The organism is Orbus hercynius (assembly GCF_003634275.1).
GTDB classification, from domain to species: domain Bacteria; phylum Pseudomonadota; class Gammaproteobacteria; order Enterobacterales; family Orbaceae; genus Orbus; species Orbus hercynius.
Window position 1 is genome coordinate 948,076 of the sequence record NZ_RBWY01000001.1, and the last position, 21,052, is coordinate 969,127.

Below are 21,052 nucleotides of genomic sequence, written 5' to 3' on the forward strand. Positions count from 1 at the left end.
GGAGACTATGGCTTCATTAAAAGACGTAGCAAAATTAGCAGGAGTTTCGCTGATGACGGTATCGCGCGCACTCAATAGCCCTGATAAGCTCAGTGAAGAGACCTACATTAATGTAAAAAAGGCCATTGACCAGCTAAATTATGTACCTGACGTATCCGCATTAAAAATTCGAGGTGATCGTAAGGTCCCCAAATTGATTGGGGTGCTCGCTCTTGATACCGCAACAACGCCGTTCTCGGTAGAGTTATTACAAGGTATTGAAAAAACAGCCCAAACTTATCAATGTAATACTTTAGTGGTGAACTTATTTGATGATAAAGACGCTGAGCAGGCTATTAATACTATTTTATCCTACCGCCCAACGGGCATTATTTTTACCTCAATGGGATTTAGGCAAATTAGTATTCCGGCTAAGTTGCACGATCGGCATTTAGTGCTAGCGAACTGTATTACATCAGATATCAAGGTTGCAAGCTATGTTCCTGATGATTATCAAGGTCAATATGCATCAATTGAATATATCATTGCTAAAGGTTATCGCAGACCCTTGTGTATTTATCTTTCGCCAACTATCCTGGCAGGAAAAATTCGTCGTCAAGCGGTTGAGCAAGCTTGGCAAGATAATGGACTTAGCCTCGATTTAATTCGCTCTTATCATCTGAATTTAGATTTAGGCGATGAACACTATTTAGAAACGATTGCAATTATCCAACGTTACTTTAGCCAAGATACATCGGAATTTGATATCATTATTTGTGGTAATGATCGAATCGCTTTGCTGGTTTATCAGGTCCTCTTAGGGCTAGGTTATCGTATTCCACAGCAAATAGCGGTACTTGGCTATGATAACATGGTGGGAATTGGCCAGCTATTTTATCCGCCGCTCACAACTGTTGAATTACCGCACTACCAAATTGGTGAACACGCCGCGCTGCACATTATTAATCAATTGAGTGACACCCAAGAGCATAAAATTAATTGTCCGCTTTTAGAACGTTCATCATTGTAATTAGCTTCAGGTGATATTTGATGGGCCAGTTAAGTCTGCTTGATTGCATAACTTAACTGGTGGTTTGAAATATCAATCAATACTAGAAGAAGTATTTAAAACGGACTCTCGCACCATAACGGTTTTCATTTCCATCACCTTGGCTTTCATCCCGTTCAAGTTTTGACCAGTATGTACCCAAATAGATATTAAAATTATCCATTCCCATGACATTTGGAATGAGATAAGAGGCATTGACGGTATGAATACGATATTTGCCGATCAGATCTAATGGATCAGTTGCCGCAGTGTTATAGTGTTTGATATTGTTATTGGCAAAAATGTAGCCGATAGAGAATCCCTGCCAATTAATATTAGTGCCGGCGGTAAAATCAGTCTCTTGATCCGCATCCATATAAGCAACACTGACATTAACTAACATCCCTTCGTTTGCTTTACTCCAGTTATTTTCGCTATTCCAACTCATTGTTAAGCCATAACCGTTGCGTTTTGACTGATCTTGCCATTTACCATTACTGTCATAATAACCATAAGCATCTTTTACAACATTAGTTTCAGCGGCAGCTGCGATAGCAATATCATCATTACGCCATGACACAACGGGGCGTAAATAAACCACATTCTTATCATTTTTCAATTTATAGCCATGATAATTGTCATCATAAAATAGCGTAGTACCATCTTTGATCATTGTGTTGAGTTCAAACTTCACTTCACCAAGTTCTTTAATCAATTGGATACTACCGCCATCACTACTGCGACCTCTTGCTTCTTTCATCATGTAAATATAACCAAAACCATCATCATAGATATCATTGGCGGTATTACCTGAATATTCGATAAAGGTATCTTGCCCCAGAGGAAACATATCATAGGCTTCAAAACGCCCTAATTTTAACTGCCAGTTTGCCTCTTCACCAAAGAAAAATGCCGCATCATCCAGATTCATTTTGCCACTTAAATCCGCTAATGGCTGAACAGTAAATCCGGCATAATATTGATCTAAATCACGTCGGCCATCTAAACCAATAAGAATACGGCCATTAACATCCCAGCGATTAATATCACTAGCGTCAAAGTCTTTGACGGCTTGCGTTTTTGTTGAGGTCAATTGGCGTTTTTTACTTGCGACATCAACATTGAATTCAACATCACCATAAAGTTTTAAATTACCTTGCGGCGTATCAAAATCAATTGATGCTATAGCAGGTAAACTAGATAAACAACACAAACTAACAGCTAAAGGGGCGTATTTCATCCTCAATTCTCCGACATGTTATGTAAGGCCCAATACTCAATATCATTCACAAGTAGATCACCATTTTCTGCAAACAAATAGATTGTTCTATCATTATTGGTTGGATAAATACGACTACTAAACGAATATTCACCGTCATTGATAAACACTTCTACTGATGAGTGATCAACAAAAATATGTAATTTTAAAGTGTTACCTTGTGGCAATGGTATGCTGCGATAGCCAGCGACACCTTCACCGGCTAAAGTGCGATCTAATACTAAACGATTAGCCTGATTATCAATGTACAACCATGCAGCTTGTTGCCCATCAGCTGATGCAGCGAGTTTTAAACCGGCTCTTTCTGCCGTCGTGCGAGTTAAATCAATATTAACCATTAACTCACTTTGTAATGCACACAGTTCAAGATTTTGCTGCGTTTTAGTTAAATAAAGGTTAGTTAATTTTTTTTCATCTTTACGTAACGACTCAAGCTCTTTAATCGGTCTTAGTATCACCTTACCATCTTTAGTGAGAATAGTTTCACGCGGTAAACTCAGTACACCGGCCCATTTATCGGCTTTGCTCGGCATCGCCGATTCCCACATGTCCATCCATGAAATTAAAATGCGACGACCATCCGCTGCTTCAAAAGATTGTGGTGCATAAAAATCATGGCCATGATCAAACTCAGCAAATTGATGTGTAATTTTAAATTCAGATCCCGCTTGCCATTTACCCACTAAATAACCCGATTGGAAACGGTTACGATATTGGTAACCTTTAGCTTTCATTCCTTGTGGTGAGAACATTAAAATGTAGCTATCGCCTAATGGGAAAAAGTCAGGACACTCCATCATATAAACATCAGGGTCATCCGTTTGTGCTAAAATCTGCTCAAACTGCCATTGACGTAAATCAGCTGAACTGTATAAACGTACTTGACCAACATCATTAGCATCTCTTGCGCCAACTACCATAAACCAGCGGCCATCTTGTTTCCACACTTTCGGGTCACGAAAATGCATAATACCATCGGGTGGTGTTAACACCACGCCCTGTTTTTCAAAATGAATACCATCATGGCTAATTGCTAAGCACTGTACTTCACGCACCGCACTATCATCGCCCGCTTCTTTTAACCAAACATGACCAGTATAGATAAGTGCTAACGTGCCATTATCATCTACTGCCGATCCTGAAAAACATCCGTCTTTATCATAATCCTCTGATGGTGCAAGTGCGATAGGCAAATGTTGCCAATGTACCATGTCATCACTCACGACATGACCCCAATGCATCGGTCCCCAATTTTCGTCATAAGGGTAATGCTGAAAGAAGGCATGGTATTTTCCGTTGAAATACACCAATCCATTAGGATCGTTAATCCATCCTGCTTTTGCAGCAATATGATAGGCTGGGTAATAGCGATCTTTCACATATTTGGCTAGTTCATCAACTGCCTGATTTCCTTTATCTAGCAATGCTTTCATTCATTTGTCCTCTTATGACTGATTTAATATGCTTATCTCCTTTAAGAAGAAAAGCGGCAATTAACATAAATACGCCGGTGATACATCCCATTAATAGATAAGTCTCGGCAAAACCGATACGATCATAACCATAGCCAGCCAATGGCGCTAAAAAGCTTGCACAAACTTGGCTAACAAATTGGAATCCAACAAGGTATAACGTTGCCGATAGGCGATGTTCGAAGCGGGTTGAAATAAATTTAAAGATAGCAATGAGGAGTATTGGTAATTCAACCGCATGTAATAATTTCATAGCTGAAATCAAAACTGGCCCAGCGACTAATCCTGATCCAATGATTCTAAGCGTCATAATTGAGCCACTTAACAGCAGACTATTCTTAGCACCGATACGATTGACTAAAAATGGCGCTAAAGCCATGCCCCCTGCTTCAAGGAAAACTTGCAACGAATTTAGAAAACCATACATTCTGTTGCCTTCTTGTTGGGTTGCAAATTGATGAGAGAAATAAACGGAAAACTGCTGGTCATAAACGTTATACATACTCACGCCAACCACAAATATTACCAATGCCCAAAACTGTGATTGCTTTAATAACCCCAAAGCATCGGAGATTTTTAGCTGACTGGTTTTACCATACTCAAGCTGCCCCATCGCATCGATTTTAGCCACACGAATAAAGCACAGTATAATTAAAAAGGCCACGGCAGAGATTGAGGCTAAAACAAAGTTGATATTGGGATCGATATTAAATAAGAACCCGGCAAAGAACGTCGCCGCAGCCCAACCTAGTGAACCCCACATTCTTGCCCGACCATACTCAAAGCCAGCAATCCGGCTCACTCGTTCAATATATGACTCTAATGCACCAATACCGGCAAAAAATGTTGCCCCGATATATAAGCCACCAACCGCAGCCCCCAAAATAATATTAAATTTTAAAATAGGCGCATAAATAAAGATGTAAAATGGTCCTGAAATCAATAATAGAAAACCAATCACCCATAATAAATTTTTTCTTAAGCCTAATTTATCCTGAATAAAACCATACAAAGGCTGTAAACACAGTGCCACAATTGAAATAGCTGAAAAAATAATGCCCGTATTCATACCACTTAAACCCAATGTCTGGCCCAACCAAATTGAAATAAGTGAAAATGATGAAGACCAAGTGAAGAAGAAAAAGAAAAATAACCCACTCAGTAAAAAATAGTATTGCCAACTTGATTTTTGCATAATGATCAAACCTTCATTGATTGTTTATGTGCTAATGTTAACGTTAAACAATATAATTTGAATAATTTAATATAAAATTTGTGATGTTAATCACGAAAGTTAACGTTAACATTAGCGTTTAACGATAAATTTAACATAAAATTATTGTCGATCTTAAACAATTATCCGATACTTATTAGCGAATTTTACTTACAAATAAGAATTTAATTATGCAAAAAACAAAAATTTGGTGTTTAGGTGATGCTGTTGTTGACTTATTACCTCTTGATAATAAGCAATATCAAGCTTGTGCCGGCGGGGCGCCGGCTAATGTAGCAGTGGGGATTGCAAAATTAGGCAATCCTGCTGGATTTATTGGTCGCGTTGGTGATGATCCATTCGGTCACTTTATGCAAGAAACGTTTGCAAGTTATCAAGTTGATTCACAAAGCTTAGAATTTGATCCAAAAATCAAAACCAGCACGGTATTGGTTGATTTAGCTAAAAATGGTGAACGTAGCTTTACCTTTTTAGTCTCACCTTCCGCCGATCAATTTGTTTCTGTTGATGCGTTACCAAGCTTTGGACAAGATATTTTGCACTTTTGTTCATTAGCACTAGTCGGCCAAACCTGCCGTGAAACACTTGCTCACGCGATTAAAACGCTCAAATCACAGCAAGGAAAAATTAGTTTTGATATTAATTTGCGTGAACAGATGTGGGCTGATAAACATGAAATGCGCCAAGTTATCACCCGATTTGTCCATCAAGCTGATATCTTAAAATTATCCGATGAAGAGCTGTTTTGGTTGACCGAAAGTGATGACTGGGAAAATGCGTTAGATAAACTTGAGAAAGATTATTCAGCCACCTTAAAAATCATTACTAAAGGGAGTGAAGGTTCGATCGTGTTATGGAATCAAGCACGTTATCAATATAGTGCTTATAAAGTAACTAGTATTGATACCACTGGCGCTGGGGATGCGTTTGTTGCCGGTTTACTCAGTGGTATTGCGATTTATGATTTTCCAACCGATATTGCGATTGTTGATACCATTATTTCAATTGCCAGTGCCTGTGGAGCATTAGCAACAACCGAAAAAGGCGCCTTAACAGCATTACCAACCAATCACTATTTGCAAGAATTCATTTCTGAAAATAAAACTCTTGATAGCAAAAAAATGAAGTAATTCCTGTTATCAAGCATCGCGCTATACGTCAAACTTCTCTACAAAAAGCATAATAATTAATTATGCTTTTTGTGTGCCTGCCTTTCCAATAAACGATTGTCATATTACTGTCACAAAGTTTTTATATGCTAATGACTGTAAGCGGTATTGTCGTGTCAATTTAAGGAACCAGATATGAAAAATAACATTATTCTTTCATCCATCATCTCATCATTATTTCTGTTTAGTGCTTCATCCTACGCAGACACCAATATTACTGGTGCAGGGGCTTCGTTTCCAGCGCCAGTTTATGCCAAATGGGCCGATTCTTATTATAAAGAGACCGGGGTCAAAGTGAATTACCAAGCGATTGGTTCATCTGGCGGCGTCAAACAAATTAATGCCAATACAGTTGATTTTGGTGCTAGTGATGCCCCTTTAGCAGATGCCGTCCTTAAAGAGCAAGGGCTGTTTCAATTTCCAACGGTTATTGGTGGCGTGGTGATTGCGGTCAATTTACCCGGTATTGCTCCGGGAGAATTCATTCTTAATGGTAAAACATTAGGCGATATCTACTTAGGTAAAATCAGCAAATGGAACGATCCAGCAATTGCTGCGCTTAATCCAACGCTCACCTTGCCCGCTTTAGGCATTAATGTGGTCAGACGCGCTGACGGCTCAGGCACATCATTTGTATTTACCAGCTATTTAAGCAAAGTGAATCCGGCGTGGCAAGAGTCGATTGGCATTGGCACCACCGTCAAATGGCCAACCGGTATTGGCGGTAAAGGTAATGACGGCGTTGCCGCGTTTATTCAGCGCCTACCGGGTTCAATTGGCTTTGTTGAGTACGCGTATGCTAAGCAAAATCACCTCGCTTACACTAAGCTCTATTCGGCTGATAACACGCTGGTTAGCCCATCTGAAGCGAGTTTTAGTGCAGCCGCTGAGCTGGCCAAATGGGATCAATCATTTGCGCAAGATTTGACTAATCAGCCGGGCGCCAATGCGTGGCCGATCACCTCAACCACGTTTATTTTAATCCATAACCAGCAAAAAGACGTTGCCAAAGGCCAAGCTGTCTTAAAATTCTTTGATTGGGCTTATAAAAAGGGGGATGCACAAGCTATCGCGCTCGATTATGCTACCTTACCGGCTGGTGTGATAAATAAAATTACCGCCGCTTGGTCAACCGCGATTACCGATCAAGCCGGTAAAACGATTAATTAATATTTGATGTGAGGCGGTAATCCGATTTATCGCCTCAAGCAACAAAATCACTAAATAATAGCAGTCGGCAAGCGCTTAATTAACTAGAAAGTAGATGATGAAAATGAAACAGACCTTTCGTGCCCCCTCTAAGTGGGGGGATATTATTTTTGACAGCTTGGTCAAGGGGGCCGGTATCCTTGTCCTGCTGCTGCTTGGCGGTATTATTTTATCGTTGATCATTGCTGCATGGCCAAGCATTAACCAGTTTGGCTTAGCATTTTTATGGAATAAAGAATGGGACGTACCAGCACAAGATTTTGGGGCATTAGTGCCGATTTATGGCACAATTATGACCTCCGTTATTGCCCTATTGATTGCCGTGCCTGTCAGTTTTGGCATTGCGATTTTTTTAACTGAACTGGCACCCAATTGGCTAAAGCGCCCACTGGGCATCGCCATCGAGCTGCTCGCCGCCATTCCCAGTATTGTCTATGGCATGTGGGGACTTTTTGTCTTTGCACCCTTTTTTGCTAATTACTTCCAAACCCCAATGAATGACATATTTGCCAACATCCCGATTCTTAATCTGTTTTTTACCGGTCCAGCGTTTGGTATCGGTATTTTAGCGGCAGGCTTAATTTTATCGATCATGATCATTCCTTATATCGCCTCTGTGATGCGTGACGTTTTTGAACAAACCCCGGTGTTAATGAAAGAAGCCGCATATGGCATTGGCTGCACCACTTGGGAGTGCATGCGTCATGTGGTGCTACCTTATACCAAAAAGGGCGTTATTGGCGGCATTATGTTAGGACTGGGCCGCGCCTTAGGCGAAACCATGGCCGTCACCTTTATTATTGGTAACACTTACCAGCTCGAAAGTTTATCACTGTTTATGCCCGGTAATAGTATTACCTCAGCCATTGCGAACGAATTTGCCGAAGCAGAGCCTGGCTTACACACAGCAGCCTTAATGGAACTTGGCCTGATTTTATTTGTGATTACATTTGTTGTGCTGGCATGTTCAAAATTATTAATTGCCAGATTAAACAAAAAAGAGGGACGATAGCATGTACAGCGATCATACCAGAACACATCGATTACAAAATTGGCGCCGCATCAAAAACAAAATCGCCATTATGTTATCGCTAATTACCATGGCCTTTGGCTTATTTTGGCTAGTATGGATCTTGTTTTCAACCTTTGAGAAAGGATTAGGCGGCTTATCATTTGACGTTTTTACCGAAATGACGCCGCCGCCCAATACCGAAGGTGGCGGACTGGCTAATGCGATCATGGGTAGCTTTTTACTGATTGTTTGGGCAACAGTGATTGGCACGCCGCTTGGCATTCTTGCTGGCATTTATCTGGCTGAGTATGGCAAAAAGCGTTGGTTGGCCAGCATTATCCGCTTTATTAATGATATTTTACTGTCAGCGCCATCGATTATTATTGGTTTATTTGTCTATATGCTTATTGTAACACATGTCGGCCATTTTTCGGGTTGGGCCGGTATTATCGCTTTAGCGCTAATTCAACTACCGATTATTATTCGTACGACGGAAAATATGTTGTTATTAATTCCCAATACCTTACGTGAAGCCGCTTATGCACTTGGGACTCCGCGTTGGCGGGTTATTATGAAAATCACGCTTAAAGCAGCGTTATCCGGTATTGTAACTGGCGTATTATTGGCGATTGCCAGAATTGCTGGCGAAACCGCCCCGCTGCTCTTTACTGCGCTATCAAACCAATTTTGGAGTACCGATTTATCCTATCCGATTGCCAACTTACCGGTGACTATTTTTAAATTCGCCATGAGCCCATTTATTGAATGGCAACAACTGGCGTGGGTCGGCGTCTTACTCATTACTTTATTTGTATTATTCCTTAATATTTTGGCTAGACTGCTGTTTAGCCAAAAAGCAAAATAACTTTATTAGGATTACCCATGAACACACTGGCAACGACAAAAATTCAAGTCAATAATCTTAATTTTTACTATGATAAGTTTCATGCACTAAAAAATATTGCGATCGATATTAAAGCCAACCGGGTGACCGCCTTTATTGGTCCATCGGGCTGCGGTAAATCAACGCTGCTACGTACATTTAATAAAATGTATCAACTCTATCCGGAGCAGCATGCAACCGGTGAAATTTTACTCAATGGTCACGATATTTTGACCGATAAACGCGATATCTCGCTACTACGTGCACAAGTTGGTATGGTTTTTCAAAAGCCGACGCCGTTCCCGATGTCCATTTATGACAATATTGCGTTTGGCATCAAATTATTTGAAAAATTATCGCGGGTTGAGCTTGATGAACGGGTTGAATGGGCACTAACCAAAGCGGCTTTATGGGATGAAGTGAAAGATAAACTGCAACAAAGCGGTTATAGCTTATCTGGTGGACAGCAGCAACGGCTCTGTATTGCCCGCGGCATTGCCATTCGCCCTGAAGTACTCTTACTTGATGAACCATGTTCAGCGCTTGATCCAATTTCAACAGGCCGCATTGAAGAGCTCATTAGCGAATTAAAATCAGAGTATACCGTGCTGATTGTCACTCATAACATGCAGCAAGCCGCACGTTGTTCCGATTCAACCGCATTTATGTATTTAGGCGAACTAGTGGAATATGGTCCGACCGATGATCTCTTTACCGCGCCGCACCACAAGCAGACCGAAGATTATATCACTGGGCGCTACGGCTGATATCTGACGGTTTTATACAATCACGGATTTATCATTTTAAGTAACACGATCCCCCATATCGAGACAAGAGGAAGCTATGGATTACTTAGGCAAACACATTTCAGGGCAATTTGATGCTGATCTAGCGCATATTCGCACTCAACTTATGATTATGGGGGGGCTAGTTGAACAGCAGCTAACCGATGCAATTAGCACCCTACGCAATCATGATATTACGCTAGCAGAACAGGTCATTGACAATGATCAAAAAGTTAATCGGTTGGAAGTTGAAATTGATGAAGCCTGCGTCAAAATTATCGCCAAACGGCAGCCAACCGCCAGTGATTTACGTTTGATCATGGTTATTATTAAAGCCATTATGGAACTCGAACGCATTGGTGACTCGGCTAAAGATATCTGCCAAATTGCGAAACAGAGCTTTACCCAAGAACAACAAGATATTTTAACCGGGCTTGACGCCATGGGGCATAACGCGATTCAAATGTTACAAGATGTGCTTGATGCCTTTACCCGTATGGATCTTAATGAGGCCGTACGAGTGTATAAAGAAGATAAACGTATTGCACAAAATTATGAAATGGTGATTCGTCAGCATATGACATTTATGATGGCCGACCCGCGCTCAATTCCCAATATCATTACCGCGCTTAATTGCGCACGTTCAATCTTACGCATCAGCTCGCGTTGCCAAAATATCAGTGAATTGATTTTTTATTTTATTAAAGGTCAAGATTTTCGGCATGTTGGTGATGACGTAATTGAAACGTTATTAAACCAATAACACGCTAAGGATGAAACCGCAAAATCAAGTAGCAGCAATCATATTCTGCTACTTGATAGATAGCTGGGAATCTTGTTAGCGGATTGGGGTTTGAGACTTAAATATTATACCTTTCATCGCACTACAAAAGCATTACTCTCAATGAAAATATAACTTGCTGAGTAAGTAATTTATAGCCTTTCATGTGTGTCGTTATTATTAATAATTTTGAGTGATGATTGTTATTAGGCTTATCTGTTATTCCACTTATGCGCTTATTTTTATCCTAAAGAAATAATCCATGTAATCGTAATAAGTAACTATTTTATAACTTTAAGAAATCAATATGATTTAAATAACAACGTCATCATCAATTACCAATCATAGTGAACAGCGGATACAATTATATCCCTGTCTTGGTTGAAATTATGGTGTATGATCATGATATCTAATGTTATTCGTTATATTGGAAGTCTGTTATGTATAAATTTTTTGAAAAATTAGTGAAGCCCTACCCTGATACGCCGCCACAAATCGCCCAAAAAAGTCTGTTTGCTTTTTTATGGCAAGCAACCAAAGGCATGCGTCATTATATTTTATTATTAATTTTATTTACGGCAGCTTATGGTGCATTTGAAGCGTTCCTCTTCGCCGTGCTTGGTAAAATAGTCGATTGGTTAACCGTGATTTCACCAGATGAACTGTGGAGTAAAGAGCATAAGGTACTACTGATTCTTGGCGGAATCATTCTGGCAAGTACGATACTGGTCGCCGCGCAAACCATCATCAAGCATCAAATATTGGCCGGTAATTTTCCAATGCGTTTACGTTGGAATTTGCACCGTTTGGTATTAAGCCAAAGTATGCGTTTTTTCCAAGATGAGTTTGCCGGCCGCGTCTCCGCCAAAGTGATGCAAACGGCGCTAGCCGTTCGTGATACATGTTTTTTAGTTGCTGATATACTGGTTTTTGCGATTATCTATTTCTTAACTATGACATTGGTCTTATCAGACTTTGACTTATGGTTTTTACTGCCGTTCTCGATTTGGTTAGCCTGCTATATTATTGCGCTGATCTGTTTTGTGCCTAAATTAGGTAAAGTCGCCAGTCAGCAAGCGGATGCACGTTCACTAATGACCGGACGCATTACTGATGCTTACACGAATATTATGACGGTAAAACTGTTTTCCCATGCTGGGAATGAAGCGAATTATGCCAAAGAGTCGATGAATGGTTTTTTAGATACCGTTAACCAACAGATGCGCTTGGTCAGTAGCTTTGAAATAGTCAACCATCTTCTCAATGTTGGCTTGCTATTAAGCACGGCTGGGATTGCCTTATGGTTATGGGCAGATTCAATAGTTGGCCTTGGCGCGATCGCTGCTGCAACCGCCATGGCATTACGGCTCAATGGCATTTCACACTGGATTATGTGGCAAATGACCTCACTATTTGAAAATATTGGTGTCGTCAAAGATGGGATCAATACGTTTTCAGTACAACAAACCGTGCAAGACCAAGCAAGTGCCAACACACTACAGGTGACACAAGGCGAGATCATATTTAAAAATGTCTGCTTCCATTACGATAATCATCATAAGAATGCGATTATTGAGCAGCTTAATTTAACCATCAAGCCCGGTGAAAAGATTGGCTTAGTCGGCCGCTCCGGCGCAGGTAAATCGACCTTAATTAATTTATTGCTACGCATGTACGATATCTCGAGTGGCCAAATTATGGTTGATAATCAAAATATTGCTGACGTCTCACAAGATAGCCTGCGTGCACAGATCGGCATGGTGACGCAAGATACTTCACTACTACACCGCTCAGTGCGTGAAAACCTACTATATGGCAAGCCTGACGCTAGCGAAGAACATATGCGCCTTGCAGCTAAACAAGCGGAAGCCGAAGCTTTTATTTTATCGCTGAAAGATGCCAAAGGACGCATTGGTTATGATGCCTATGTTGGCGAACGTGGTGTCAAATTATCGGGTGGGCAAAGGCAGCGCATTGCCATTGCCAGAGTCATGATTAAAAATGCACCGATTTTACTACTCGATGAAGCAACCAGTGCCCTTGATTCAGAAGTTGAACTGGCGATTCAAGGCAGTCTCTATAAATTGATGGAGAACAAAACGGTGATTGCGATTGCGCACCGCTTATCCACCATCGCCGCAATGGATAGACTGATTGTGCTCGATAAAGGGCAAATTATTGAGCAAGGGACCCATCAAGAACTGTTACAAAAAAATGGCCTGTATGCGCAATTATGGAAACACCAAAGTGGCGGATTTTTAGGGGATGAATAAACCTTACCAGATGATGCTGATGATATCATTAGCAACTCACAATATAAGGCAATAAAAAAAGCCACTGAATGATTGTTCAGTGGCTTTTTTACTAACGCACACATTAATTAAAATGAGATCGTCGTCGCTAAATAGTAGTAACGACCAGGTTCATTATATGTGCTTGCCCCTTTCGCTTCGCGGTAAATTTGTTTATCCAACAAATTGGAAATTCCACCATTAATACGCCAGTTCTTCATCAGCTGATAATTCACCCCAATAGCAAACTGCGCATATGAGCCGACTTGGACATCAGAAAGCGTAACACCACGCTGAGTTTTATACTCCATTGGTTTTTGTCGACCGTATTGGGTCCAATTTAAGAAAGTACTGAGCTTATCAGACACTTTCCAATCTAACATCGAGTTAATGGTAAATTTTGGAATAATTGATAATGGATTACCAGTTGTTTTATCTTTTGACTCAATCATGTAGGTTATGTTAGTTGACCAACTGACATTGGTTAAAACCGGCACTTTAACATTACCTTCTAAACCTTGAATCACCGCTTTACCCGAGTTTTCCCACTGAGTAATATTATAATTTGTCCCGGTATTAACAATCTCATTTAAAATGGTTTGACCAGCAATGATTTTATTTTTATAGTCATTTCTAAAATAAGTTAAACTCGCTTGCCAAGATTCGTACTGGTATTCCAGTCCAATCTCTTTATTAATACTGATTTCAGGATCTAAGTTAGAATTACCAACTAAATAACATGGTCCAGTAGTCGATGTTAATGGGCAACCATTACCCCTAGTTAATAATAAATAACCATCATTCGATTGGTATAAATTCGGTGCTTTAAATGCCCTTGCGATCCCAGCTTTTAAAGTAAAATATTCACCTAATGTTTGTGAAAAGTTCAAGCTTGGACTAAAATTAGCACCAAAATCGCTATGGTGATCAAAACGTAGGCCAGGAATAATATTAGTGCCCACAATCGGCTCAATATTATCTTCAATATATAAACTCGTAGTGTTAGCCGCCGTTTGACCTCGATCGCCTTTTGTCACTAATCCTAACGCATCAGCCTGAGAAGAAGAAGCGGGATCATCTAATTCTTGCCGTGTCCACTCTGCTCCTAACGTCAGCGATTGCGCCACAAATTTTTCAAGCGGAATAATCGTTTCACCGTTTAGATAATAATTCTTCATACGGCTAGTATTAAATTCAAGATCACTACCAATTGCCCCTTCGATACGGCCTGTTAACCCCTCATTAAAGCGGGTATTATTGGTTTTATCATACTGGAAAGTCAGCTTAGTTTCACCAAAATCCCAATAACCGTCATAAGTTAAACCATAGCTTTGCCGATATATCCGATTAGTTTCCGCACCCGATTTAGCTAAATTTGCAATGGTGTGATCATTAGGATCAATAGGGGTTGTACTGTTTTGCGTATCACCCGTATAGATATTGCCTTGACGGCTATAAGCTGCATCAAAGGTGAGGTATTGATTGTCGGCAATAGCCCATCTAAATGAACTGTTTAAATCTTTGTTTCTGACCCCTTCACGCCCAGCAATATTATCCGCGCCATTGATACCATAATCATCCGAATCAGTTTTATTCAAATTGCCGTATAAACGAAAACTCAGTACATCTTCAATTAATGGACCACTCAAATTGATACCAATACGCTTAGTATCACCATATTGACTATGCTGAGGTACGGCGCTATACAGTGACAAAGCGCCACTCCAGTCGTTGGTTGGTTTTTTGGTGATAATATTCACCACACCACCAGCCGCGCCCGAACCGTAACGCGCCGCAGCGGGCCCTCTTAACACTTCGACTCGCTCAACTTGTTCAACCGGTACCCAGTTTGAATCACCTCGCGTATCTCGCTCACCAGACCAACTATAACGCACAGCATTACGTGAAGTTACAGGCTTACCATCGATCAAAATTAGTGTGTTTTCCGGGCCCATGCCTCGAATATCAATCTGCCGATTATTACCACGTGCACCTGATGCAGAGTTACCGGTTAAGTTAACACCGGGTTGTTTACGAATAATATCAGATAAGTCATTGACCGGCGGACTATTTTCAATATCTTCACTGGTGATAATCGATGCACCAAGCTGCTGCTTAAGCATCTCCTCTGCCGAGGTCGCCGTCACCGTAATGACATCATCCTCTTTTTCAGCGGCAAAGCCAGTAAACGGTAATAAACTTAATATTGCGCAAGAGCACAAGTAAGATAACACACTTCTTTGGGGGGTAACGCTAACTGCCATGTATCACATCTCCTAAATATAGCGGCTGAGAAAAGAGCCACTATCTTAGTATTAATGATAATGATTATCAATAGCATTTATTGTAAATAATACAATTTTTTTTGGGGGGAAGGACAATAAGAATCATAAAAAATCGCGACCAGCAGATTACATTAATTGTTCGCACCGAAATAATTATAATATGAATAAAAACAAAAATTTATTTTTAAACACAAGGTGGCACTTAGCCACCCGATTCATTAACGATAATACATTGCAATCAGCTGATCATCAATTTGTTTGATGGTCAGTGGTGTATCAAAAATATCTTCCAGAATTTCTGCTTTCATCAGTTCTTGTGGTGTACCTTGATAACATAACGTGCCATTTTTCATCGCAATAATATTGTCAGAATACACCGAGGCAAAGTTAATATCATGAATCACTAAAATAATGGTTTTATTGAGTTCATCAGCCGCTTTTCTTAACTGCTTCATCATCGCAACCGCATGTTTCATATCCAAATTATTCAGTGGCTCATCAAGTAAGACATATTCGGTATCTTGACACAGTACCATTGCCACATATGCACGCTGACGCTGACCACCTGACAGTTCATCCAAAAAACGGTGACGTAAATCAAGTAGATTCAAAAATGATAAAGATTGGGTTATCTTCTCTTGATCTTGTACCGTCAAACGCCCTTTTGAATAAGGATAACGCCCAAAACCAACTAACTCTTGCACCGTTAATCGGCTATTAAATTGGTTTTCTTGACGCAATATCGACAAACACTTGGCTAATTTTGCACTTTTTGTTGTCACCACATCCAAGCCATTGACACTAACCGTGCCTGAATCAGCAAATAATAAGCGACCAATAATCGATAATAAGGTCGATTTACCCGCTCCATTTGGGCCGATGATTGACGTAATACCGCCTTTAGCAATCGTCGTTGTAATCTTGTCTAAAATCACTACATCATGATAATGCTTTACGATGTTATCAATTGTTATCACATTAAAACCTTTTTAATACTAGATAGATAAAGAAAATTCCACCAATAAACTCAAGCACCACCGATAATGATCCAGCCATATTTAAGCCGTATTCTAAAATTAGCTGCCCACCCACCAATGCAATAACTGCTAATAAAAAGGCGGTTGGCAATAGGTAGCGATGCTGGCTGCTACCCGCCATTAAATAAGCTAAATTGGCCACCATCAATCCTAAGAAGGTCAGCGGTCCAACTAATGCCGTTGATACAGCCACTAAAATCGAGATTAATAATAGCGTAGTTGTGACCATGCGGCGATAATCAATCCCAAGATTGATCGCCTGAGCACGCCCTAGCGCCAATACATCAAACACATAGCGTTTGCGCCATAAAACAAAGCCAAATAAAAAGATGATCACCGCTGAAAACCAAATCAATTCTGGGGTGGCCTTTGTAAATGTGGCAAACATACGACTTTGTAATATTGAAAACTCATTAGGATCGAGTAACCGCTGTAACAAAGTCGACGCACTGCGGAATAATGTGCCCAGCACAATCCCAATCATCAGCACTAAATTAATATTAAAGTTAACTGAGGCAAATAACCAACGATACAGTAGGACGGAAAAGGCCACTAATAAGCATGATTCGCCCATAAATTTAATAATACTAAAGAGCCAATAAGATGATGTTTCATTATAAAAGAACACGATAATGGTCTGAATCAAAATAAACAGCGCTTCAAATCCCATTAAAGACGGGGTCAAAATACGATTATGCGTCACACTTTGGAACAGTACCGTTGCAATACTGGCGGCAAACGCGACAATAACCATGGTAAATAAAATATAACCACGACGCACCAAAATATAGTGCAGATTATGACCAAGGTTAATGGTCATAAATACCGCCATAATAATCAATGCAAATAGCAAGAGTATGCCAATACGCTGTTTAGGTGATAATTGCACAGGCTTTAACCTTAAGGAGTGTTTAATGCTTAACATAACGCGCTTGATGAATTAATAAAAACAGAAAAATGATCGCCCCAATCACCCCCAAAATGGTACTAGCGGGAATCTCAAAAGGATAACGAATGACTCGGCCGACAATATCACATAACAAGACTAAACCTCCACCTGACACGCAGACCCAAGGGATTGTTTTGCGAATATTATCCCCCATCATCAGGCTAATTAAATTCGGTACAATCAAGCCTAAAAAAGGTAACGCCCCCACCACCACAATCACAATACCCGTCACTAGCGCTATCATCGATAAACCAATTAACATCACCATGCGATAATTCAGTCCAACATTAACCGCAAATTCTCGACCCATGCCCGCAACGGTAAAACTATCAGCTACCCAACAAGAGAGTAATGTTAATATGCCGACTACCCATAACAGTTCATAACGGCCTTGTAGCATGCCAGAAAAATCGCCACCATTGACCCATGCACCTAATGATTGCAGTAAATCATAATGCATCGCTGCAAAAATCGTAATCGCACTAATAACACTGCCAAGCATGATGCCAACTAGCGGAACAATCAGCGCTGATTTAAGCACAATTTTACGCAAAATAAGCATAAATAATAATGTGCCGACCAAAGCAAACGCGCAAGCAGTAAGCATTTTGACAATTATCGATGCTGAGGGAAACCACACTAAGACGACGAGCAAACCAAGGCTAGCTGATTGGGTGGTACCAACCAGAGACGGCTCAACAAAGCGGTTTTGGGTTAGTAACTGCATAATGAGGCCAGCAACACTCATTGCGCTACCGGCAAGCAATAGTGCTAATGTTCGAGGCACCCGGCTAATGAAAAAAATATCGCGCATATCGGCATCCGACCACAAAGCGGTGAGCGAGATATGGCTAACACCGGTAAATAGGCTTGTAATTGACAAGCCTATCACGATAATAACAGCAATAACAAAGTAAGATGATTTCATACCACTATTCTTGATCAAGCACCTGATTGATTTGATCTAATAATTGGTTATAAGTTTGTAAACCACCGGCAATATACATCGCTGAAGAGTCTAAATAGACAATTTTATTATTGTTCCACGCATTGGTTTTGTGCATTAAAGCGTTATCTAATACTTGTTTCGCAGATTGCGCTTCGTTATTACCAATCGCACTGTCACGATCAAGTACAAATAACCAGTCAGGATTAACACTTAATAATAGTTCAGCATTGACCACATTACCATGTGTACCGGTTTGACTAAAGGTCGTTGCTGGTTTAAAACCCAGTTCATCATAGATAAAACCAAAACGCGAACCTGGGCCATATGCTGACATTTTGCCACCATTAATCATAATGACCATCGCGGTGCCTTGGTTTTGCGCTTTGTCTTTGACTAATTGAATTTTTTGCTTAAATTGGTCAATTAGCGCTGTCGCTTCAGCGTGTTTATTAAAAATTTCACCCAGTTGCTGTGTACGCTGCGCCATGCTATTAATAAAGTCTTTATTATCCACCGTCAATGAGATCGTTGGCGCAATTTCACTTAATTTATCGTAGGCATCATTGGTACGACCACCGGCAATAATCAATTCTGGTTTTAAATTACTTAATACTTCATAGTTCGGTTCAAAAAAGCTGCCGGCATTAACATAATCGCTGCCTTCATATTTTTTTAAGAATGCGGGTAAATGAACGCTGGTTTGCGGTACCGCTGTAATGGCAATGCCTAAGGCATCCATCGTATCTAGCGTTGCGGTATTGAGTACAACTACGCGCTGAGGATCAACAGGTACCGCGGTAGTGCCTTGTTCATGTTCGATAGTTATCATTTTTCTTGATGGATCAGTCGGCACAGCATCTTTATTATCACAGCCCGTTACAGCAAAAGCAAACATCAAAGACAATCCAATCGTCGCTGCTTTAGTTAGCATAATCACACCTATAGTTTGTAAAGAAGAATTATTCTCATTATCAATTGAATGCTAACTATAACAAAATTTTCGGTTGATAAAAACAGTATTGCGCGTTCGTTGAATTATGTGTTGAATAAATAAGCACCTTACTCAATTTATTGACGCATAACTCACATCGTCTAAGTTAGAAATAAGTTGAAAATGATAGCCCACATAAGACCGCCACAAGCATTTATCTTGCAATATGATCGGCAACCCATAAACCACTCGCCGCAGCCTGCGACAACGAGCTGCTAATCCCAGAGCAATCACCAATAATAAATAAATTGGCAATATCGGTTACAAATTGACTATCCGTTTTTATCACCGGTGCATACGATTTACTATCCATAGCATATAAAATCGTATTACCACTAATTTGTTCACCTAATAAGCGCTCTAAGGCACGCAAAAAATCACAAGTATAAGATAAATAATTATCCGGTGTCATCGAAGATAATTCGGCAAATGTTGCCTCGGATAAGGTTGGGGTAACCTCATGCACTCGCTGTGAAAACCAATCGTCAATATCACCCAATCGCTGCGCAGCAATGCGATCTCGTTGCTGATTAATATTGCCGATCGTGGTAGTCAGGTAATGGTCAGCCTCATCGCGACTTGCGAACCATTTAGGCATAAACAGTGAAAAATTAAGATTTTGACTTTGGCCGACTTCATGACTATTTTGGCCGTCAGGCATGACCAACCCCTCTTGATATTTCGCAATAACTCGCCCTTTTGGATTCATGCAATAGGTTGTCGCGCTATAATCCGCTGTTTGGTAGTGCAGCTTCGTTTCAAGCGTTTTTTGCAGTAACGGAGCTAATTGCTGACCATGCATTTCAATGCGAAAGCCCAGATCCAAGCGCGTCTGCTCATAACTTAATCCTAATTGCTGAGCAATCGGCTCGAGCCAATCCATCCCATGACGCCCCACCGAAATCACCACATTATCGGCGCAAATTGGGTGCTGATGAGCAAGTGTTAATACAAAATTCGATGACTGAGGCGTAATTCGCTCAACGACAGTATTAAAACAAAATTCCACCTTAGATTGTAAATCAGCCGCGAAGGCCTGAAATATCTCAACCGATAAAGCGGTACCTAAATGACGTGTTTGCGTCGACAAAATCGTAAATCCCACCGACCTGGCCCGCTCGGCTAATTCAGCATCAAAAGTATGATAAAGCGGTCTTTGCTTTGCACCATATTGGCACAGCAACTGATCAACTTGTTGCTGATATTCAAAGCTGTGCTTCGCGCCAATTTTATTGGCCAACATACCGCCAAAATCATTGGTGTAATTATACTTACCTTCGGATATCCCCAAGCCACCAAAACCAAAATAACGGTCAGCTGTGCGAGAACTGGCAATACTATTACCTAGCAATGACAGACGCTCATTTAATGGCTTACCGGCATCGATCATTAGTATTCGCTTATTTTCTCTAGTGAGCTTGAGTGCAGCAAAAATACCACTGACACCTGCACCAATAATCACAACATCATAGTGTTTCATCATCTTATCCTTGACGGCGTATTATTCACTTTAAAAACGCAAATTATAGCCGGTCTTGGCTACATTGTATAAAAGCAATTGGCATAACGGAGAACATCTCACTATCCGCTACAGAGAATAAAAATAGCCAATGGCAATATTAGCGAATATGGCTTTTAGCTAACCACCGCTGAAGGCTGCTCAGCCTATTGAGATACTTTTCGGTGTTATTTAAATAAA

17 protein-coding genes are annotated in these 21,052 nt (G+C 40.5%); 8 read left to right on the forward strand and 9 right to left on the reverse strand.

The genetic code is table 11. The annotated features are described in order from the left end of the window. The first annotated feature begins 7 nt into the window (after window positions 1-7). Window positions 8-1,009 (forward strand): LacI family DNA-binding transcriptional regulator, encoded by a 1,002-nt coding sequence (locus DES39_RS04345; protein WP_121144512.1) that lies wholly within the window; start codon window positions 8-10, stop codon window positions 1,007-1,009. A gap of 82 nt (window positions 1,010-1,091) precedes the next feature. On the opposite strand, the gene DES39_RS04350 is transcribed toward DES39_RS04345, so the two are convergent. The 3 genes from DES39_RS04350 to DES39_RS04360 are packed head-to-tail and all read right to left on the reverse strand — an operon-like array spanning window position 1,092 to window position 4,973. After that, the gene (locus tag DES39_RS04350) at window positions 1,092-2,267 is read right to left on the reverse strand and encodes a carbohydrate porin (RefSeq protein ID WP_121144513.1); all 1,176 of its coding nucleotides are present in this window, start codon (window positions 2,265-2,267) and stop codon (window positions 1,092-1,094) included. A 2-nt stretch (window positions 2,268-2,269) separates the two neighbouring features. Beyond that, on the reverse strand, window positions 2,270-3,739 hold the full coding sequence (locus DES39_RS04355; RefSeq protein WP_121144514.1) for a glycoside hydrolase family 32 protein: 1,470 nt from the start codon (window positions 3,737-3,739) through the stop codon (window positions 2,270-2,272). Next, window positions 3,720-4,973, reverse strand: coding sequence for an MFS transporter (locus DES39_RS04360; protein WP_121144515.1), 1,254 nt, complete (start codon window positions 4,971-4,973; stop codon window positions 3,720-3,722). Before DES39_RS04360 ends, DES39_RS04355 begins: the two co-directional genes overlap by 20 nt. Before the next feature lie 209 nt (window positions 4,974-5,182). Between DES39_RS04360 and DES39_RS04365 the strand changes: the two genes are divergently transcribed. The 7 genes from DES39_RS04365 (at window position 5,183) to DES39_RS04395 (ending at window position 13,124) form a co-directional block, all read left to right on the forward strand. Then, on the forward strand, window positions 5,183-6,142 hold the full coding sequence (locus DES39_RS04365; RefSeq protein ID WP_121144516.1) for an aminoimidazole riboside kinase: 960 nt from the start codon (window positions 5,183-5,185) through the stop codon (window positions 6,140-6,142). Window positions 6,143-6,316: 174 nt separating this feature from the next. Beyond that, window positions 6,317-7,351 (forward strand): phosphate ABC transporter substrate-binding protein PstS, encoded by a 1,035-nt coding sequence (gene pstS / locus DES39_RS04370; RefSeq protein WP_121144517.1) that lies wholly within the window; start codon window positions 6,317-6,319, stop codon window positions 7,349-7,351. A 94-nt stretch (window positions 7,352-7,445) separates the two neighbouring features. Further along, on the forward strand, window positions 7,446-8,402 hold the full coding sequence (gene pstC / locus DES39_RS04375; protein WP_121144518.1) for a phosphate ABC transporter permease PstC: 957 nt from the start codon (window positions 7,446-7,448) through the stop codon (window positions 8,400-8,402). Between the two features lies 1 nt (window position 8,403). Further along, complete coding sequence (pstA, locus tag DES39_RS04380; protein ID WP_121144519.1) at window positions 8,404-9,267, forward strand: phosphate ABC transporter permease PstA; 864 nt, start codon at window positions 8,404-8,406, stop codon at window positions 9,265-9,267. A gap of 17 nt (window positions 9,268-9,284) precedes the next feature. After that, window positions 9,285-10,052 carry a phosphate ABC transporter ATP-binding protein PstB gene (gene pstB / locus DES39_RS04385; RefSeq protein WP_121144520.1) on the forward strand — a complete coding sequence of 256 codons (768 nt, stop codon included), beginning with the start codon at window positions 9,285-9,287 and terminating at the stop codon, window positions 10,050-10,052. A 76-nt stretch (window positions 10,053-10,128) separates the two neighbouring features. Continuing rightward, window positions 10,129-10,833 (forward strand): phosphate signaling complex protein PhoU, encoded by a 705-nt coding sequence (gene phoU / locus DES39_RS04390; RefSeq protein WP_121144521.1) that lies wholly within the window; start codon window positions 10,129-10,131, stop codon window positions 10,831-10,833. Between the two features lie 458 nt (window positions 10,834-11,291). Then, window positions 11,292-13,124, forward strand: coding sequence for an ABC transporter ATP-binding protein (locus DES39_RS04395; RefSeq protein WP_121144522.1), 1,833 nt, complete (start codon window positions 11,292-11,294; stop codon window positions 13,122-13,124). A 107-nt stretch (window positions 13,125-13,231) separates the two neighbouring features. Here the strand turns inward: DES39_RS04395 and DES39_RS04400 are convergent, their stop codons facing one another. The 6 genes from DES39_RS04400 to DES39_RS04425 form a co-directional block, all read right to left on the reverse strand. After that, on the reverse strand, window positions 13,232-15,406 hold the full coding sequence (locus tag DES39_RS04400) for a FepA family TonB-dependent siderophore receptor (RefSeq protein ID WP_121144523.1): 2,175 nt from the start codon (window positions 15,404-15,406) through the stop codon (window positions 13,232-13,234). 239 nt (window positions 15,407-15,645) lie between these two features. Then, window positions 15,646-16,404 carry an iron ABC transporter ATP-binding protein gene (locus DES39_RS04405; protein WP_121144524.1) on the reverse strand — a complete coding sequence of 253 codons (759 nt, stop codon included), beginning with the start codon at window positions 16,402-16,404 and terminating at the stop codon, window positions 15,646-15,648. A 1-nt stretch (window position 16,405) separates the two neighbouring features. Continuing rightward, window positions 16,406-17,389, reverse strand: coding sequence for an iron chelate uptake ABC transporter family permease subunit (locus DES39_RS04410; protein WP_121144525.1), 984 nt, complete (start codon window positions 17,387-17,389; stop codon window positions 16,406-16,408). Continuing rightward, a complete protein-coding gene (locus tag DES39_RS04415; protein ID WP_121144526.1) occupies window positions 17,376-18,341 on the reverse strand; it encodes an ABC transporter permease in 966 nt (321 codons plus the stop codon). Before DES39_RS04415 ends, DES39_RS04410 begins: the two co-directional genes overlap by 14 nt. Before the next feature lie 4 nt (window positions 18,342-18,345). Beyond that, on the reverse strand, window positions 18,346-19,293 hold the full coding sequence (locus tag DES39_RS04420; protein WP_121144527.1) for a siderophore ABC transporter substrate-binding protein: 948 nt from the start codon (window positions 19,291-19,293) through the stop codon (window positions 18,346-18,348). Window positions 19,294-19,507: 214 nt separating this feature from the next. Then, window positions 19,508-20,833, reverse strand: a complete 1,326-nt coding sequence (locus DES39_RS04425) for an FAD-binding protein (RefSeq protein ID WP_170143341.1) — start codon at window positions 20,831-20,833, stop codon at window positions 19,508-19,510. Window positions 20,834-21,052 lie beyond the last annotated feature (219 nt).

Coding starts and splice junctions, on each gene's coding strand:
- DES39_RS04345 (WP_121144512.1), top strand. CDS start 8: ATGGCTTCATTAAAAGACGTAGCAAAATTAGCAGGAGTTTCGCTGATG.
- DES39_RS04350 (WP_121144513.1), bottom strand. CDS start 2,267: ATGAAATACGCCCCTTTAGCTGTTAGTTTGTGTTGTTTATCTAGTTTA.
- DES39_RS04355 (WP_121144514.1), bottom strand. CDS start 3,739: ATGAAAGCATTGCTAGATAAAGGAAATCAGGCAGTTGATGAACTAGCC.
- DES39_RS04360 (WP_121144515.1), bottom strand. CDS start 4,973: ATGCAAAAATCAAGTTGGCAATACTATTTTTTACTGAGTGGGTTATTT.
- DES39_RS04365 (WP_121144516.1), top strand. CDS start 5,183: ATGCAAAAAACAAAAATTTGGTGTTTAGGTGATGCTGTTGTTGACTTA.
- pstS (WP_121144517.1), top strand. CDS start 6,317: ATGAAAAATAACATTATTCTTTCATCCATCATCTCATCATTATTTCTG.
- pstC (WP_121144518.1), top strand. CDS start 7,446: ATGATGAAAATGAAACAGACCTTTCGTGCCCCCTCTAAGTGGGGGGAT.
- pstA (WP_121144519.1), top strand. CDS start 8,404: ATGTACAGCGATCATACCAGAACACATCGATTACAAAATTGGCGCCGC.
- pstB (WP_121144520.1), top strand. CDS start 9,285: ATGAACACACTGGCAACGACAAAAATTCAAGTCAATAATCTTAATTTT.
- phoU (WP_121144521.1), top strand. CDS start 10,129: ATGGATTACTTAGGCAAACACATTTCAGGGCAATTTGATGCTGATCTA.
- DES39_RS04395 (WP_121144522.1), top strand. CDS start 11,292: ATGTATAAATTTTTTGAAAAATTAGTGAAGCCCTACCCTGATACGCCG.
- DES39_RS04400 (WP_121144523.1), bottom strand. CDS start 15,406: ATGGCAGTTAGCGTTACCCCCCAAAGAAGTGTGTTATCTTACTTGTGC.
- DES39_RS04410 (WP_121144525.1), bottom strand. CDS start 17,389: ATGTTAAGCATTAAACACTCCTTAAGGTTAAAGCCTGTGCAATTATCA.
- DES39_RS04415 (WP_121144526.1), bottom strand. CDS start 18,341: ATGAAATCATCTTACTTTGTTATTGCTGTTATTATCGTGATAGGCTTG.
- DES39_RS04420 (WP_121144527.1), bottom strand. CDS start 19,293: ATGCTAACTAAAGCAGCGACGATTGGATTGTCTTTGATGTTTGCTTTT.
- DES39_RS04425 (WP_170143341.1), bottom strand. CDS start 20,833: ATGAAACACTATGATGTTGTGATTATTGGTGCAGGTGTCAGTGGTATT.